At 61.8% G+C, this 16,435-nt stretch carries 17 protein-coding genes; 11 read left to right on the top strand and 6 right to left on the bottom strand.

Going from position 1 to position 16,435, the window contains the following annotated elements; genetic code table 11:
- Positions 1 to 22: 22 nt before the first annotated feature.
- Positions 23 to 901 (bottom strand): helix-turn-helix domain-containing protein, encoded by an 879-nt coding sequence (locus KY379_RS25480; RefSeq protein ID WP_261240382.1) that lies wholly within the window; start codon positions 899 to 901, stop codon positions 23 to 25.
- Between the two features lie 170 nt (positions 902 to 1,071).
- Between KY379_RS25480 and pobA the strand changes: the two genes are divergently transcribed.
- From pobA to sodC, 3 genes are all read left to right on the top strand, one after another.
- Positions 1,072 to 2,259, top strand: coding sequence for a 4-hydroxybenzoate 3-monooxygenase (gene pobA, locus KY379_RS25475; RefSeq protein ID WP_261240383.1), 1,188 nt, complete (start codon positions 1,072 to 1,074; stop codon positions 2,257 to 2,259).
- A gap of 74 nt (positions 2,260 to 2,333) precedes the next feature.
- A complete protein-coding gene (locus tag KY379_RS25470; RefSeq protein ID WP_133324348.1) occupies positions 2,334 to 3,215 on the top strand; it encodes a LysR substrate-binding domain-containing protein in 882 nt (293 codons plus the stop codon).
- A 175-nt stretch (positions 3,216 to 3,390) separates the two neighbouring features.
- A complete protein-coding gene (gene sodC / locus KY379_RS25465; RefSeq protein WP_261240384.1) occupies positions 3,391 to 3,906 on the top strand; it encodes a superoxide dismutase [Cu-Zn] SodC in 516 nt (171 codons plus the stop codon).
- A 55-nt stretch (positions 3,907 to 3,961) separates the two neighbouring features.
- On the opposite strand, the gene KY379_RS25460 is transcribed toward sodC, so the two are convergent.
- Together KY379_RS25460 and KY379_RS25455 are read right to left on the bottom strand one after the other, a co-directional pair.
- Positions 3,962 to 4,558 carry an START domain-containing protein gene (locus KY379_RS25460; RefSeq protein WP_133324344.1) on the bottom strand — a complete coding sequence of 199 codons (597 nt, stop codon included), beginning with the start codon at positions 4,556 to 4,558 and terminating at the stop codon, positions 3,962 to 3,964.
- Positions 4,559 to 5,328: 770 nt separating this feature from the next.
- Positions 5,329 to 6,165: a bifunctional allantoicase/(S)-ureidoglycine aminohydrolase gene (locus KY379_RS25455; protein WP_133324342.1), complete on the bottom strand. Its 837-nt coding sequence runs from the start codon at positions 6,163 to 6,165 to the stop codon at positions 5,329 to 5,331.
- A gap of 274 nt (positions 6,166 to 6,439) precedes the next feature.
- On the opposite strand from KY379_RS25455, the gene KY379_RS25450 reads away from it, so the two are divergent.
- Positions 6,440 to 7,318: an SMP-30/gluconolactonase/LRE family protein gene (locus KY379_RS25450; protein ID WP_261240385.1), complete on the top strand. Its 879-nt coding sequence runs from the start codon at positions 6,440 to 6,442 to the stop codon at positions 7,316 to 7,318.
- Between the two features lie 3 nt (positions 7,319 to 7,321).
- Here KY379_RS25450 and KY379_RS25445 read toward each other — a convergent pair whose 3' ends face one another.
- Positions 7,322 to 7,984: a class I SAM-dependent methyltransferase gene (locus KY379_RS25445; protein ID WP_261240386.1), complete on the bottom strand. Its 663-nt coding sequence runs from the start codon at positions 7,982 to 7,984 to the stop codon at positions 7,322 to 7,324.
- A 153-nt stretch (positions 7,985 to 8,137) separates the two neighbouring features.
- Between KY379_RS25445 and KY379_RS25440 the strand changes: the two genes are divergently transcribed.
- From KY379_RS25440 to KY379_RS25420, 5 genes are all read left to right on the top strand, one after another.
- A complete protein-coding gene (locus KY379_RS25440) occupies positions 8,138 to 8,422 on the top strand; it encodes a DUF6555 family protein (RefSeq protein WP_133324336.1) in 285 nt (94 codons plus the stop codon).
- Between the two features lie 76 nt (positions 8,423 to 8,498).
- Positions 8,499 to 9,032, top strand: a complete 534-nt coding sequence (locus tag KY379_RS25435) for a hypothetical protein (protein WP_261240387.1) — start codon at positions 8,499 to 8,501, stop codon at positions 9,030 to 9,032.
- A gap of 137 nt (positions 9,033 to 9,169) precedes the next feature.
- The gene (locus KY379_RS25430; protein ID WP_261240388.1) at positions 9,170 to 9,706 is read left to right on the top strand and encodes a cupin domain-containing protein; all 537 of its coding nucleotides are present in this window, start codon (positions 9,170 to 9,172) and stop codon (positions 9,704 to 9,706) included.
- A 105-nt stretch (positions 9,707 to 9,811) separates the two neighbouring features.
- Positions 9,812 to 10,918: a Gfo/Idh/MocA family protein gene (locus KY379_RS25425; protein ID WP_133324330.1), complete on the top strand. Its 1,107-nt coding sequence runs from the start codon at positions 9,812 to 9,814 to the stop codon at positions 10,916 to 10,918.
- 33 nt (positions 10,919 to 10,951) lie between these two features.
- Positions 10,952 to 11,185 (top strand): PLD nuclease N-terminal domain-containing protein, encoded by a 234-nt coding sequence (locus tag KY379_RS25420; protein WP_196173619.1) that lies wholly within the window; start codon positions 10,952 to 10,954, stop codon positions 11,183 to 11,185.
- 14 nt (positions 11,186 to 11,199) lie between these two features.
- On the opposite strand, the gene KY379_RS25415 is transcribed toward KY379_RS25420, so the two are convergent.
- Together KY379_RS25415 and bamA are read right to left on the bottom strand one after the other, a co-directional pair.
- Entirely contained in the window at positions 11,200 to 11,598 is a 399-nt protein-coding gene (locus tag KY379_RS25415; RefSeq protein ID WP_133324326.1) for a hypothetical protein, read from the bottom strand.
- 103 nt (positions 11,599 to 11,701) lie between these two features.
- Positions 11,702 to 14,065 (bottom strand): outer membrane protein assembly factor BamA, encoded by a 2,364-nt coding sequence (gene bamA, locus KY379_RS25410; RefSeq protein WP_261240389.1) that lies wholly within the window; start codon positions 14,063 to 14,065, stop codon positions 11,702 to 11,704.
- Between the two features lie 210 nt (positions 14,066 to 14,275).
- On the opposite strand from bamA, the gene KY379_RS25405 reads away from it, so the two are divergent.
- Entirely contained in the window at positions 14,276 to 14,968 is a 693-nt protein-coding gene (locus KY379_RS25405) for a response regulator transcription factor (protein ID WP_261240391.1), read from the top strand.
- A complete protein-coding gene (locus tag KY379_RS25400; protein ID WP_261240392.1) occupies positions 14,965 to 16,218 on the top strand; it encodes an ATP-binding protein in 1,254 nt (417 codons plus the stop codon). Before KY379_RS25405 ends, KY379_RS25400 begins: the two co-directional genes overlap by 4 nt.
- The last annotated feature ends 217 nt before the right edge of the window (positions 16,219 to 16,435 follow it).

The following is a 16,435-nucleotide window of genomic DNA, read 5'->3' as shown; positions in this document are numbered from 1 at the left end:
ACCCTGCATCCCGGGATGTGAGTCAATCCGGCTGCTGCGCGCGGCGATAGTGGTTGGGGGTCTGGCCGCTCAAGCGCTTGAAGAACCGGGCGAAGTACGTAGGGTCGCTAAAGCCAAGGTTGTCGGACAGCTGGCCGATGCTCATCTGGGTGTAGGTCAGGTTGCGCCGCGCTTCCAGGAGCAGGCGCTGATGGATCACCTGCAGCGCGGTTTGTCCGCTCAGTGCGCGGCACAGCTGGTTGAGTTGCAGACTGGTGATGTTCAGGCGCGCGGCAAACGCCTCCACGCTCAGGTGTTCGCGGTAGTGCGCCTCGACCAGGCGCAGGTACTGACCCAACAGTTGGCGGTCGCGTTCGTCGCGATTGCGAGGGGCCTGGCCTAGCTGCTGGCGGCGGCTGAGCCAAACCATCAGTGCCGTTACCAAGGCCTCGAGCATGACCGCCCGTGCCGGAGCGCTGCCTTGATACTCCCGTTCCAAGGTTTCGATCAGGCCTCGCAGCGACCGTCGGTCCTTGCCAAGGGCATAGCAGGCGGGCGCCATCAGCACATGCAGCGGCGCGTCAAGGCGCTGCTCCAGGTCGGCCACCAGCGCCGGGCCAAAGGTGAGGACGTAGCCTTGGATATCGGCGCTGAAACGAAAACCGTGCACCGCCAAAGGCGGTACCACCTGGATGGCAGCCTCGTGCAGGGTGGTGTTCACCCCTTCGATCTGCACCTGGGCCTCGCCGCGCTGGACGTACAGCAACTGATAAAGGTCGGGATGCTGGTGCGGCTTGATTTCCCAATGGTGCAGGCGGCTACGCGCCGGGATCGACTCGCAATGCAGCAGATCGGTGCTCGGCCAGGCCTGATTCTCACCGTACAGCTGAAACAGGGGTACACCAGGTAGGCTTGATTTCATGTTTTTCTGCCTGTCCGTTAATCGAACGCTTTTTGTAAAAGTGCAGGTTTTGCATCGGATAGCACAGTTTATTGGCCATGTTTGCCAGTAAAAATGCAAGGGCAAACCCTAACAGCAGATGTGCGCCACTGCCAGAGGTGGGGCGGCATCGCCACAAAGAGACAACAACAATGAGAACTCAGGTTGCAATTATCGGAGCGGGTCCGTCGGGCCTGCTGCTTGGCCAGCTGCTGCACAAGGCTGGCATCGAAACCGTCATCCTGGAGCGTCAGACTGCCGAATACGTGCTTGGCCGCATCCGCGCCGGTGTGCTGGAGCAGGGCACCGTAGACCTGCTGCGCGAAGCTGGCGTTTCGCAGCGTATGGACCAGGAAGGCCTGGTGCATGAAGGGGTCGAGCTGTTGGTGGCGGGGCGTCGCCAGCGCCTGGACCTCAAAGGTCTGACCGGCGGCAAGACGGTCATGGTCTACGGACAGACCGAAGTCACCCGCGACCTGATGCAAGCACGGGAAGCCAGCGGTGCGCCGATCATCTATTCCGCCAGCAATGTTCAGCCCCATGAACTCAAGGGCGAGAAGCCCTACGTCACGTTCGAGAAGGACGGCGAGACCTATCGCCTGGACTGCGACTACATTGCAGGCTGCGATGGATTCCATGGTGTGTCGCGCCAGAGCATTCCCGAAGGTGTGCTCAAGCAATACGAGCGCGTTTATCCCTTCGGTTGGCTCGGGCTTTTGTCCGATACGCCGCCGGTCAATCACGAGCTGATCTATGCCCACCACGAGCGTGGCTTCGTGTTGTGCAGCCAGCGTTCCAATACGCGCAGCCGCTACTACCTGCAGGTGCCTCTGGATGACCGCGTCGAGGCCTGGTCCGACGAGCGATTCTGGGACGAGCTCAAGGCGCGCTTGCCCGAAGACGTCGCGGCTCGGTTGGTGACTGGGCCTTCTTTGGAGAAGAGCATCGCTCCACTGCGCAGTCTGGTCGTCGAGCCGATGCAATACGGCAACCTGTTCCTGGTCGGTGATGCGGCGCATATCGTTCCACCCACCGGGGCCAAGGGGTTGAACCTGGCGGCTTCCGACGTCAATTACCTGTATCGCATCTTGGTCAAGGCCTACCGCGAAGGCCGGACCGAACTGCTAGAGCAATACTCGCCGTTGGCTTTGCGCCGAGTCTGGAAGGGTGAGCGGTTCAGCTGGTTCATGACGCAATTGCTGCATGATTTTGGTGAGCACAAGGATGCCTGGGACCAGAAAATGCAGGAGGCGGATCGGGAGTATTTCCTGTCGTCCCAGGCAGGGTTGACCAACATTGCCGAGAATTATGTGGGGTTACCGTACGAGGACGTGGTTTAGGTTCACATTCGGCTATCGGCAAGAACAAGCCCGTGCTAAAACGGCTGACCGCCATTTGAAAGCTGAATACCAAGATGTCCAACAGCGTCAAATCGAATAGGACCTTGTTCGACCTCGACTTGCTACGTGCCATTGTCGTCGTGGCCGATTGCGGTAGCTTCACCACCGCCGCCACGCGACTGCACTCCACCCAGTCGACGATCAGCCAAAAGGTGCGCCGCCTGGAGGACATGGTCGGCCACCGCCTTCTGGTCCGCGGCAAGCGCGATGTCCTGCCGACCGATGCCGGGCAGACCCTGCTCGGCTATGCCCGTCACATGCTCGCGCTCAACGACCAGATGCTCGAAGCCCTGGCCGGCGCCATGGTCGGCGTCAGCGTTCGCCTGGGCGTGCCCGAGGACTTCGTCGGCGGCCGTACCACCCATGCCCTGTCGGCTTTCAGTCGTCAGCACCCGCAGGTCAAGTTGGAAGTCACCAGTGGCCTGTGCCGCGATCTCAGCCAAGCCTACGACAATGGTGAGCTCGACCTGGTGCTGCTCAAACAAAAGCGCAACAGCCGTGAAGGCGTGGCCTCTTGGCCGGAGCGGTTGCAATGGATCGACAGCGCCCGCAGCCCGACCTTCGAGCTCGATCCTGTGCCGTTGGTGACGTTCCCTCCACGCGGGCTGTATCGCGACGATATGATCAGCGCCATCGAGAGCATGGGCCGGCGCTGGCGCATCAGCTTCACCAGCTCGAGTCTCAGTGGCATCCAGGCCGCTGTAGCCAACGGCATGGGCATCAGCCTGTTGCCGCCGCGGGCAGCCACCCACGAGCATCGGGTGCTCGGTGGCGCACAAGGGCTGCCCGAGGTGGACAGTTACGAAATCGTCGTCAATCACCGGCCCACGGCCGATATCATGGTCAAAGCGCTGGCCGACGTGCTGCAACAACTGCTGGCTGCCGGCGGAATCTGACTGGCCCACCTCCAGGTGCTGCCTCTGCGGCGTAGTGGTGGCGGTGGTTGGATTCGATACCGGCACGCGGTAAGTGTTTCAGTCTGTGGCTGTAGGGAATCGCCGGGAGTGGGTGCGGTCCGACCTGTTACGTGGGTAGGACATCCCACCCACTCCAAAACCAGGGAGAGACCCCATGAAAACACTGCTGCTCACCGCGTTGCTGGCCAGCGTCGGCGTGGCTCAGGCCGCACAGACCGTGGAGCTGAAGATGGCGGGACCAGATGGTCCCGGCAAGACGATCGGCACCGTCAGCATCGAGCAGAATCGCTACGGGACGCTGCTGACGCCAGACCTCAAGGATCTGCCGCCTGGCGTGCACGGTTTCCATCTGCATCAGAAAGCTTCCTGCGCCCCTGCCCAGGAAAACGGCAAGGCCGTACCGGCGGGTGGGGCAGGCGGTCACTGGGACCCCGATTCGAGCAACGCGCATAAAGGACCCTACGACGACACTGGCCATCGTGGCGACCTGCCTGCGCTGTACGTAGGTGCCGACGGCAAGGCCACCTATCCGGTGTTGGCGCCACGCTTGAAGGCCGCGGACTTCAAGGGGCATGCGCTGATGGTGCACGCTGGCGGTGACAACCACAGCGACCAACCAGAGAAGCTTGGCGGCGGCGGTGCCCGGGTGGCTTGTGGCGTGGTGCAGTGATTGGTCTGGCGGCCCTCGGGCAGGGTCGCCGTCCCACGGCGCGGTTCGCTGCGCTTCAGGGTTGCCGCTCGGCCACGGCGCGCAGGGTGCGTAAGGTCACCACCGGGGCATCGACGACGAAGCGGTTGGCCAGCCAGCCAGGCACGTCACCGGCCGGGTCGGCCTGGAGCTGGTAGGTCACCTCGGTCTCGCGCTCGCCCAGCGGTTTCATGATCCATTTTCCGCTCAGGTGCTGCACGCGGATCATTCCCGGCTCCACGGGCAGCTTGCCCGGTTCGGCCTGCAGATGACGTACCAAGGTGCCGTCGTCGAACCGCTCGGTGCTGACCTTGAGGATGATGTCCCGGGGGAGGGTCGGCCACGGTAAGTTGGTGGTCAGGTACACCCAGGTACTATCGCCTTCGACCTCCACCAAGCGCATCTGGTCGCACGCGTACAGCCATTTGCAGGCCACTCGCAGGTTTTCCTGCAGGTCGGCAAGGGTGCGTACGCTGGCCTTGATGGTGCTGACGCCACGAAATTGCTGGTAGGGCGAATCGACCACGCCGCTGAGGTACACACGGATGCCCTCGCGGTCATAGGCGAGGTTCCAGTCGTCGGCCTGTCCGAGCGGGGACAGGAGCGCAAGGGCTAGCAACAGGCAGCGATGCATGGAAAGAGCCGCATTAGTTGAGCGTTTCGATTATGCGCGGCAAACGACCGGTGCGCCATGGGCGTCGGGGATCAGGTCCGATCGTCGAATGAGTGGATTCCCACCAGAGTCAGCGTCGTTTCTAAGTGAGTGCACAACATTTGCCTAGATATCTCGGCCAGGGCGGGAGCGTATCGTTTTTCCGTCTGCGGTAGCCGTGCAAACACGACGACTGCTGCAGCGCTCCTTAACTCACAAAGAAAGGCACCTATGAAATCTATTGCATGGATAACGCTGGTGGCGATGACCGCCCTGGTTCAAGTCGCACACGCACAGCATCTCCCGCCTTGCCCGGAAGGTACGTGGGAAACGCTTCAAGGCTACTGCGTGCCGGACTCCGATTGGGAATGAGTCACCGCTCCAGCGCACGCTGACTCAGCTACGGAACAGGCCGGCCAGTAGGCGGCCTGTCGCACAACCTAAACGTCTTGGAGGAATACCATCTTGAAATCGATCGCATGGCTGACGCTGGTGGCGATGACCGCCCTGGTTCAAGTCGTACACGCGCAGACGCGACCACCATTACCTTGTCCAGAAGGTACCTACCCAACATCGGCAGGTCATTGTCAGCCGGAATGGGATTTCGACTGACCTTGAATGGTTTGAGCGGTCACCAGCGGCATAGCCCGCTCGGGTGAAGAGCGCTGGAAAGGAGGGGCAGGCCCTGACTCGCTATTCGCGGCCGACAACGCTCCACCTTTCCAGTCCATGCATTCAAGCGACAGAAGCCATCAGCGCTGCGGGTTGAGCGTCAAGTGCACGTGACGGTTGACGTCCTTGTACAGCAGGTAGCTGAACTTGCCCGGGCCGCCGGCATAGCAAGCCTGCGGGCAGAAGGCACGCAGCCACATGAAGTCGCCGGCCTCTACTTCCACCCAGTCCTGGTTCAGACGATACACCGCCTTGCCTTCGAGCACGTACAGGCCATGTTCCATTACATGGGTTTCGGCGAATGGAATCACGCCGCCAGGCTGGAAGGTCACGATGTTGACGTGCATGTCATGGCGCATGTCGGCCATGTCGACGAAACGGGTGGTGACCCAGCGGCCTTCGGTACCCGGCATCTCGATGACGGTGGCGTTGTCGCGGTGGGTGACGAAGGACTCCGGCACGTCCAGCCCTTCGACTTTCTGGTAGTGCTTGCGCAGCCAGTGGAAGGTGACGTTGGACTTGCTGTTGTTACGCAGGCTCCACTCGGCGCCTGGCGCCAAGAAGGCATAGCCGCCCGGTACCAGGGTGTGGTGCTTGCCTTCGACGGTGATGTCCAGTTCGCCTTCGACGATGAACACAACGGCTTCGGCATTCGGGTCCAGTTCAGGGCGCTCGCTGCCGCCTTCCGGAGCGACTTCGACGATATATTGGGAGAACGTCTCGGCGAAACCGGTCAGCGGGCGGGCGATGACCCACATGCGCATCTTGTCCCAGAACGGCAGATGGCTGGTGACGATGTCACGCATCACGCCTTTGGGGATGACGGCATAGGCTTCGGTAAACATGGCACGGTCAGTCAGCAGCTCGGTTTGAGCCGGGTGCCCACCGTGGGGGGCGAAGTACGAATGATTCGACATGGACGATCTCGACTTGTTGTTCTCTCCCCGTGCCTTGGACCACACCGGCCGGTGCGTGCAGGGGATGTGCAGACAGAATAAGAGCCTGTGCATGGCATCCACAAATTAAATGTTGGAATACCCTGTATTTGATTACTGAATGCCCTGACTGCTATGTCTCGAATGGCCCTGAGGAGGTTGGCTTGTAGCGAAAACCCCCGGGTACTGCGGTCTTCCTTTACATATTTTTCACATCCGCTTGCTAGGATCCTTGCGCCAATCAAGGAGCCTCTACATGCCCATCCTGCGCAGCCGCGGCTTTCGTCTCGGCGTGATCACCACCGCTGGCCTGCTTGCCGCTACCCTGAGCTTTTTCGCCTGGCAGACCTTCTATCCCGTTCAGGCCGCCGATGGCTGGACGGTCGATGTGCTGCACAGCAATGTGGAGAAGGCGGCGTCCTTGCTGCCCCAGGCCGACGGCAGCCTGATCGTCAGCCGTGAGCTGGACGATGGTCGCGGCAGTATCCTCAAGATCACCCAGCACGGTGATCGTGTGGTGCTGGTGAGCAATCTCTCTAAACCCGATGGCATGGTCGCGGTACAGGGAGGATGGGTGTTCAGCCAGGAAGGCGGGCGGGCGCCGGTGAGTCTGTCGCGTGACGGCCAGGTGACTCGCCTGTTCGATGGCGAGAGTGTGCAGGGGTTGTGGAGCGATGCTGATCACCTGTTCGCCATCGAAGACCGCAAGGGCAATGGCCGTCTGCTGCGTTACGACTGGCAGAGTGGCCAGCTCGACGTGCTGCGCTCGGGGCTGCGGGAAACCGAAGGCCTGACCCGCTGCAGCGATGGGCGGCTGCTGTACACCGAAAAGGCCGCTGGTATCGTCCGCGCACTGTCCGACGATGGCCGGGACCCAGTGGTGGTCAAAGGCCTGCGCAACCCCACCTTCCTGCTCTGCGACCAGCGCGGTCTGTGGATCAGCGAGGACAACACCCACCGTTCCCGGCTGCTGCGCGTGGACGCTGATGGCAGCCAGCACACGGTGCTGTCGTTCCTCAAGGCGCCACAGGCCATCGCGCCCGATGGCAAAGGTGGCTACTTGCTGGCCGAGGGTGGTCGCGACCGGGTGTTGCAGTTGACTCCGCCGGTAGAAAAAACAATCGCCCGGCGTTGAAACTCATCCGGCTATCAACAGCAAGGACTGCGGTACCACGCTCTGCGGGTGCTGCGGCTCTTGCAGGCTGAGCAGGCCAAATCCCCCCATCTCCAGTGCATTCAACCAGCTCCCAAGGGTTCGGAAGTACCACGGCATCGGCTGCCAGTCGCCATTGAAACCGGTAAACGACTCCTCCCTCCAGCCGTCTTGATAGTCCCCGTTTGCCGTGCTCCAAGGGTGCAAGGTCTGGATCACCAGCGCCCCGCCGGGCGACAGCAGCGTTCTCAATGCGGCCAGTAACGGGATGATGTCCTGGTGCAGCAAGGCGAAGTTGGCGCAGATCAGGTCGTAGTTCCTGCCGATATCCACCTCGCCGCTGGCCAATTGCGCATAGCTGGCCCGATGGACGTGGGGCGAACCCGCAGCCTGGGCAGCGGCAACCAGGGACGCGTCGCCATCCACGCCCGTGGCATCGATGCCGCGCTCTGCCAATGCGCGCAGCAGCCAGCCCTCGCCACAGCCGAGGTCGAGCACCCGCTCGGGCTGGCGACCGAGGATCGCCAGCAGGATGGCCTGATCGGTAACCTGCCGGCGGCTTTCTATGGCACCGCTGCGAACGGCGGCGATCCAGGACTGGGCATTGTGCCGCCAGCTTTGCAGCAAGGCGTTTTCAGGATCGTGCATTCAAGGCTCCCAGGCAGTGGTCAGCAGCTAGCATAGGCGCTCACTGGTAAGTATCTGCAAGTTCGATCCGTTTGAAGCGTCGCAAAACAATCCGATTGAATTATTTCCTCCGGTCTCGGCTCCATTAGGCGAGTGCTGACTGAGGAGTCACTGATGGCTGGAACCAACCTGTACGTAATTGAATACGCGCTTCACGGAGAGTACCGCACGTTCATTCTGCGCGCCGAGCGCATGGACAATGCCGAAGCCTGGCATTGGGCCAGTTGTGATGCCGGTGTCGGCATCATTCCACGTTTCGGCCAGCACAAGGTCAAGAAAGTCAGTCGTCCTATGGCTGAGCGCTACGGTTTGTCGAACGTACGCTGGCATCGATCCGGGCAAGGGCCTGAATTCGTGCCGTTGCCGGTGGATCCGAAAAAATTCACCGAATCGTTATAAATCGGCAGGGGCAGGGGGCGCAGTCCATGGAGTCCAGTCCCTGCCATCGCCCAACGATCGCCGAGGAATGCGTACCGTGCCACGTATCATTACACCTGCCACCCCTGAGCATGAAATCACCGAACTGACCGAAGGTAACGCCAGGGTGTTCGGTTCGCCCAAGGACCGTCTGGATTTCTACCGGCGCGAGATCCATTACGAAACCAGCATTCTCGCCAACCGTACCGATGCCTATCTGGCCGCTCAGGCGTTCCTGGTGATTGCTTTCTGCTCTTCCATGGCCAACCTCAATCCAGACTGGGGCAAGGCTTTCACCTTGGTGGTGCCGCCGTTCCTGGCGCTGCTCGGTGCTTTCAGCTCGTTGAATGCCTGGCCGGGCATTCATGCCGCGTACAAGATCATCGAGCATTGGCAGTTCAAGCAGAGCCAGCTGTTGCGCAGCGAGCCGATGATGGGCATGGCCTACGACGAGTCGCCGCTGTTCAGCGACACGGAAACCTCACAGCAAGGCTACCGTAAAGCGTTGTTGTTTTCCTTGCGCACGCCGTGGGTGTTTCTGGCGTGTTGGATCTTTCTGGGAGTCTATTCGCTGTTCGTGCAATTGGCCTGATTGCCTCAGACATCAGCGGCCGGTTTGCTCGCGATCATCGGCGCAGCTTTTGCCATCCACCGAAAGGATGGAACTGCCCTGCCGCCAGCTTGCCAACCGCAATAGATCCCTGACGTTTGGCAACCAAGGAGCGGCCAATGACCTCTGCACCTGGCAATTCCGTGCAAACCCTACATTTTGGCGATGACGGCGCCACCCCGAACAGCGCCTTGCCGGTCCTGTTGTATCCCTCGCGGTTAAGTGCAATCGACGACAAGGCCGCCGAATTCGAGGCCCTTTGCGCAGACCATCGTTGGCGGGCGCTCTGGCGCGGGGGCATCTTCGACTATCACCACTTCCACCCCAACGCCCACGAGGCACTTGCAGTCGCCAGCGGCCATGCGCGGGTCACCCTGGGCGGCCAGTCGGGTCAGACCCTGACCATTCGTGCCGGCGACGTGCTGGTGCTGCCAGCCGGTACCGGTCATCGCTGCGTCGAGCACAGTGCTGATTTCGTGGTGGTCGGTGCCTATCCGCACGGCCAGGAAGACTATGAGATCCAGCGGCCTGCTTCTGGCTCCCACGCCCGTACGCTGATGCGCATCGCCCAGGTGCCATTGCCTGAGCAAGACCCCCTGGCAGGTGCAGCGGGACCGTTGATGACGGCATGGGGCAGGCGACGCGTTGCGCACTAGCCCGGCAGTGGGTCGCATCGCCAACGGAAAGATGGAACTGCGGCGCTGCTGCGCTTGCCCACTGCCCTGAACGGTTCACATTTGTCCGCATACGAGGAGGCGTCAATGCCCAACGCACAAGGGAAGGTTCGCTATGCAGTGGTCGGAGGCGGTTCGATTTCCCAAGGGGCGTTCATGCCCGGTGTCGGCCAGACTGACAACTCGGTGATGACCGCGCTGGTGACCGGGGACCCGAAAAAGGCCCGGCTGCTGGCGGACCGCTACGGCTTGTTGGCCTACGACTATGACCAATACCCCGCGTTGCTAGCCTCTGGCGAAATCGACGCGGTGTATGTCGCCACGCCCAATTTCCGCCATCGAGAATTCGTGGTGCCGGCACTGGAGGCGGGCATACACGTCCTGCTGGAAAAACCCATGGCCAGTACCGAGGCCGATTGTCTGGCCATCATCGAGGCCGCCAAGCACTCGGACGCCAAGCTGATGGTTGCCTACCGCTTGCACTGCGAGCCCGGGACGCTGGACATGATCGAACGGGTCCGTGCCGGCAATTTTGGCGATCCACGACTGTTCACTTCGACCTTCACCCAGACCGTCAAGACCAACAACCACCGAACCCAGAACGGCTTCGCCAGCGGCCCGGTGATGGACATGGGACCGTACCCGCTGAACATGGTGCGCCAACTGTTCAATGCCGAACCCATCGAGGTGTCGGCCATAGGCGTACGCAGTCCAGGCAGCCAGATGAATACCTGGGACACGGTGACAGTGAGCCTGCGTTTTGCCCAAGAGCGCCTGGCGCAGTTCACCCTGAGCTACAGCCTGCCGGACTCCGAACGGTTCCAACTGCTCGGGACCGAGGGCGAAATCGAGGCGTCGCCGTGCTTTGGCTATGGCGAGGGGGTTTCGATCAGCTATCGCGCCACCTTGGATGGAGAAACCCGGGTACATGTGAATCCGGTGGTGGATCAGTTCGCCGGTGAAACGGCCTACTTCTCGGATTGCATTCTCAACGATCAGACCCCTGAGCCTGACGGCGAGGAGGGGTGGCGCGACGTACGGGTGATCCTGGCCATTGCGCGCGCCCTCGAAACCGGCCAGTCGCAACGCCTGGAACCACTACCGCCGCGACGCCTGGCCCAACGTGAGCAGCGCCGCACCTTTGCTTTGGCGAGCGTGCCCGATTACATCGATACCGAATCGCCGACCGAGTAGACCGTCCATTTCGTTCAAATCAGGAGAGCGATCATGACTGACCCTGTGACGTATTTCTGGATCGCCTTGGTGGCGATCATTCTGCTGGTCGACCTGTGGGCGATCGTCAGCGTGTTCCGCAGCGACAAGTCCGATGTCACCAAGATCATGTGGGCCTTGCTACTGGTGATTTTGCCGGTGGTCGGTCTGATCATCTGGGGCATTGCCGGGCCACGCGGTATCAAGCGCGGTACGGGCCCCAGTTCACCGGAGCACAGCAAAGGGTAGAGAGCAGCAGAGTCTCAGTCCTGCTGAGCCTGCAGCTGACGTGCGGTGGCCTTCAGTGTCTCGGGGCAGTCCAGGTCGCTGATCCAGGCCACCAGACGCTTAGGATCGTCGCCGCCCATGCGCTTGAAAGTATCCGATTCGAGCATGGCCTTGGTCCGCCAGCCCAGCGCCAAAAGATGTTCGACCATGTCCGGACCTACGGGGCCGTTGTCCTCCAGCGACAGCCCACTGCGACCGTGCTGGATGGCAAGGTGGTACTGGTTGGCGCCGAGACCGTCACCACTGCCAGCCAGGACCACGGTGTAGCCGGCGCCGAGCAGGCTCGCCAGGCGTTGCTGGACCAGGTCGAGCAACGAGACAGGTAACTCGTCGTGCACCGCGCAGGCGAGAACGTTGGGGGCGAATGGGGGCATGGTGGGTCTCTGCTGTGGCATTTGCATATGGCTGAAAGAGTAGGCCAGCCTAGGGTCAAGGAGAGTTAAGCGCGGGTAAAAACAGGTAATACCCGCGCGTCACTCAGAAGGTCTGGCCCAGAGAGAACTGGAACACCTGTGTCTCGGCGTTATCCGGCTTCTCGACCGGCATCGCCAGGCTGAAGCTCAGCGGCCCCATCGGGCTGTACCAGGTCACGCCAACGCCCAGCGACACCGCCAGTTGGTCGAGGCTGACCGTGCCGCAGCCCTGGGTGGTCGACAGGTAGCAGGTATCGGCATACACGTTGCCCGCATCGACGAACACCGAGCTGCGCAGTTGGTTCTGGTCCTTGATGAACGGCATCGGGAAGATGTATTCCGCACCGCCGGTGATGAGGATGTTGCCACCCAGCACGTCGGTGTCGCGATCGGAGTAATACGCCTGGCCGGCGCTGGAATAGGTTCCGGTGGCTGGCGTGCTGCGTGGCCCCAGGGTGCCGTCCTTGAATCCACGTACCGAGCCTTGGCCACCTGCGGTGTAGCTTTCGTAGAACGGCAGACCATCGGTCGAGCCATAGCCGTTGCCGTACCCGAGGCTGGTGTGCAAGCGCACGCTGCTGCTGTTGCTGACCGGCAGGAAGGTCTGGCCGTTGTAGTCGATCTTGTAGAACGACAGGTCACTGCCGGGCGTGGTAGCCATCAGGGTCAGGCTTTGCGAGTGACCGCGGGTCGCCAGCACGCCCTTGTTAAGCGTGGACTCGGACCAACCGATCGACGCTTTGAGGTTGTTGAAGCTCTTGCCTTCGCGCTCGATGAAGTCATAGATCTCGTCGGCGCTGTAGGTACCCGGCGAGATATCATCGTGTTGCAGGGTCAGGCCGTAGCTCAGGCGCGACGTTTCGTTGATCGGGTAGCCGAAACTGACGCCGACGCCATAGCTGTTGATGGCGTAGTAGGACACCCCATCGTCGTAGTAGTCGCTGTAGTCGGTGCTGCTGTAGAACAGGTTGTAACCCAGGCTCACGCCGTCTGCGGTGAAGTAGGGGTCGGTGAAACCGAAGTTGTACTTGGTCTGGTACTCGGAGCGGGTCAGTCCGATGGACACCTTGTTGCCGGTGCCGAGGAAGTTGTTCTGGCTGATCGAGCCACCGAGGATCAAACCGGCGCTCTGGGCGAAGCCGACGCTGGCGGTGATCGAGCCGGACGCCTGTTCCTCGACGCTGTAGTTGACGTCGACCTGATCGTCGGTGCCGGCCACCTGGGGTGTTTCGACGTTCACGGTCTTGAAGAAGCCCAGACGCTCGAGACGGGTCTTGGACTGGTCGATCAGGTAGGTCGAAGCCCAGCCGCCTTCCATCTGACGCATCTCACGTCGTAGCACTTGGTCTTCGGTCTTGGTGTTGCCGCGGTAGTTGATGCGGTTGACGTAAGCGCGTTTGCCCGGGTCGACGACGAAGGTGATGTCGACGGTGTGATCTTCGTCGTTGGCCTGAGGCACGCCGTTGACGTTGGCGAAGGTATAGCCTTCGTTGCCCAGGCGACGGGTGATCAGGTCGGAGGTATTGGTCATCACCTTGCGCGAGAACACCTGGCCCGGCTGCACCAGCAGCAGCGCGCGGACCTGATCCTCCGGTACCTTGAGATCACCGGAAAGCTTAACGTCGCGGACGCTGTATTTTTCGCCTTCGTTGATGTTGACCGTGATGAACACATGCTTCTTGTCCGGGCTGATCGAGACCTGGGTAGAGGCGATGTCCATGTTGATATAGCCACGGTCCAGGTAATAGGAGCGCAAGCGTTCCAGGTCGCCGGAGAGTTTTTCCCGGGCGTACTTGTCGTCGTTCTTGAAGAACGACAGCCAATTGGTCGTGTGCAGTTCGAACAGTCGTTTCAGCGTGTCGTCGTCGAACACGTCGTTACCGACGATGTTGATGTGCTGAATCGCGGCGACGGTGCCTTCGTTGATCTTGATCTTAAGCGCCACGCGGTTGCGCGGTTGCGGCACCACCTGAGCATCGACCTCGGCGGAGTAGCGGCCCTGGGCCACGTACTGGCGCTGCAACTCATTACGCACGCCTTCCAGGGTGGCGCGCTGGAAGATTTCGCCTTCCGCCAGCCCCGACTGTTTCAAGCCCTTCATCAGGTCTTCGGTGCTGATCGCCTTGTTGCCTTCGATCTCGATACCGGACACCGAGGGGCGCTCGACCACGTTGATGATCAGGACGTTGCCGTCACGGTCCAGCTGGATGTCCTGAAAGAAGCCGGTCTTGAACAGCGAACGGGTCGACTCCACCAGGCGCTTGTCGTCGGCCTGATCACCCACGTTCAGGGGCAAGGCGCCAAAGACGCTGCCGGCGGACACCCGCTGCAGGCCATTCACGCGGATGTCAGCGATCCTGAACGGCTCGGCCTGGGCCAGGGAGGCTTTTAGCAGCAGGATGGAGAGCAACAGTCGCGGGTAGTTCATGGGGGATTCCAGACGAGCGGGTAGAGGAGGTGACGGCGTCACCGAAGGCGCACGGCGGCTGCCAGCAAGCGGGCGATGAGAATAAGGGCGGGCTGTGTACGGCGCCGTTAACCCTGGGTAAAGATGTGTAAAGTTGCGGCGCTCGGCGGTGACAGCCCCGGCTCCCCAGGGCGATCATTGATCCTCCGAATAACTGACAACGAACCCACCATGACCCCCGTGCTGTTGGTCGACGACGACCGTGAACTCACTGAGATGCTCGCCCTTTACCTGGCCCGCGAGGGCTTTGCGGCCACCGCCGTGGGCACTGGCGAGGAAGGCGAGCTAAAGGCCCTCAGCGGCGCCTTTCAGTTGGTGGTACTGGATGTAATGTTGCCGGACATCTCGGGTATCGAGGTGTTGCGGCGGATCCGGGCGCGCAGTCAGGTGCCGGTATTGCTGCTCACCGCGCGTGGCGACAACATCGATCGGATCGCCGGACTGGAACTGGGGGCCGACGACTATGTACCCAAGCCCAGCTCACCGGGTGAGTTGGTGGCGCGGCTGCGGGCGATCCTGCGGCGGGTGCAGCCGCAATGGGTGTTGGAAAGCCTGGTGCCCGAGCGGGTGAGCAGTGGCAATCTGACCCTCTGGCCCGGCCGTCGGCAGGCGCAGTGGGGCTCGGCGGGGCTCGAACTTACCGGCACCGAGTTCAGCCTGCTGGAGGCCCTGGCGCGCAACGCCGGGCAGTTGGTGAGTAAGCAGGACTTGTCGCTCAATGCCCTTGGCCGGCCCTTGACGCGTTACGACCGGCGTATCGATGTACACGTCAGCAGCATCCGCCAGAAGCTCGGCCCGCGCGCCGACGGCAGCAGCTGGATCCAGAGCGTGCGGGGCATGGGCTACATGTTGATCGTCGAATGAACCGCCGGCGCCTGTTCTGGAAGCTGTTTCTGGCTTTTTGGCTGGCCAACAGCCTGACCTTCCTGGTCGGCGCTGGCGCGTTCATGCTCGATGAGCTGCGTGGCGACACGCCGGCGCTAAGCTCGCTGCTTGCTACCGAATTGAACATGTTGCAACGCTATGGCGAACAGGCTGGGCGGCAACTGCTCAACGTGACGCCCCAGGCGCCGGAAGTACAAGTGGGCCTGTACGACGAGCAGGGGCGATTGCTGGCGGGGCGCGCCGTTGCGCATGCGCGCTTCGAGCAAACGGTGCTAGACGTGAGAGGTCGCCCGTTGATTCTGCGGGCATCGGCGGCTAGTGGCATCGACGAGGCGCCGCGTCCCCGCGGCATGGGGCCTTTGGTTACCGGTACGCTGATGAGCGCGTTGTTCGCTTTGCTCTGCAGCCTGTACCTGACGCGCCCGCTGGCCTGGTTACGCTCGGCGATGGCCGAGGTCGCCCAGGGCCGTTTCGACATCCGGGTGCGGCCGCGCTTGGGGCGGCGGCGCGATGAGATCGTCGATCTGGCCGAAGATTGCGATCGCATGGCAGGGCAGCTCAAGGCCTTGGTGCAGGCACAACAGAACCTGCTGCACGACATTTCCCATGAGCTGCGTTCGCCGTTGGCGCGCTTGCATGCTGCCATCGGTCTGCTGCGCCAGCAACCGGAGCGGCATGAGATGCTCGAACGCATCGAGCGTGAATCGCGGCGCATGGACGACCTGATCGAGCAACTGTTGACCCTGGCCCGCGTCCAGGCGCAGCGGGGCGAAGAGGTGGGTGCGGCGCTGGACGTGGTCGAGCTGTTGGCGCAGATCGTCGAGGATGCGCGGTTCGAGGCGGGCATCAAACAGTGCCAGGTCGTGCTTGCCGCGCAAGCGCCTTTTCTCACCCATGGTCATGAGGAGCTGTTGTACCGAGCGTTCGAGAACGTCATCCGCAATGCGGTGCGCTACACCACTCCCGGTACGCAGGTGCGGGTAGAGGCGACGTTGCTGGCGGGGGAGCGTTTGCAGGTGTGCATCACTGACGAAGGTCCCGGTGTCGATCCGGCGCGGCTGCAGCGCATTTTCGAGCCGTTCGATCGGGGTGGCGACTCTGGTGGCGATGGTTTCGGCCTTGGTCTGGCCATCGCCCAACGTGCCGTCGCCCTGCACCAGGGCACGGTCACGGCCCGGTCAGGGGGCGAGGGTGGCCTGCAGGTGTGTATCGAGTTGCCACGGCTGTAGTCGAGCCCTTGAGCGGGCTTGGCCACGCCTGAATTTTGGTTCTTCATGGATTGTCGGGGCTTGGCATTTAGATCGTGAGCTGATCCATTTTTTGTAGCGGCGCTACTGGCCCCTTCCGCCTTTACGGCGGGCAACTTTTTTCTTGGTGTATGGACCGGACACATGGTGGACACATGTACGGGGACATGGTGGACACATTATCGCCTGCCATCCGGGT

The organism is Pseudomonas sp. HD6422 (assembly GCF_025377065.1).
GTDB lineage: Bacteria > Pseudomonadota > Gammaproteobacteria > Pseudomonadales > Pseudomonadaceae > Aquipseudomonas > Aquipseudomonas putida_U.
This window is presented reverse-complemented; position numbering and strand designations above follow the sequence as displayed.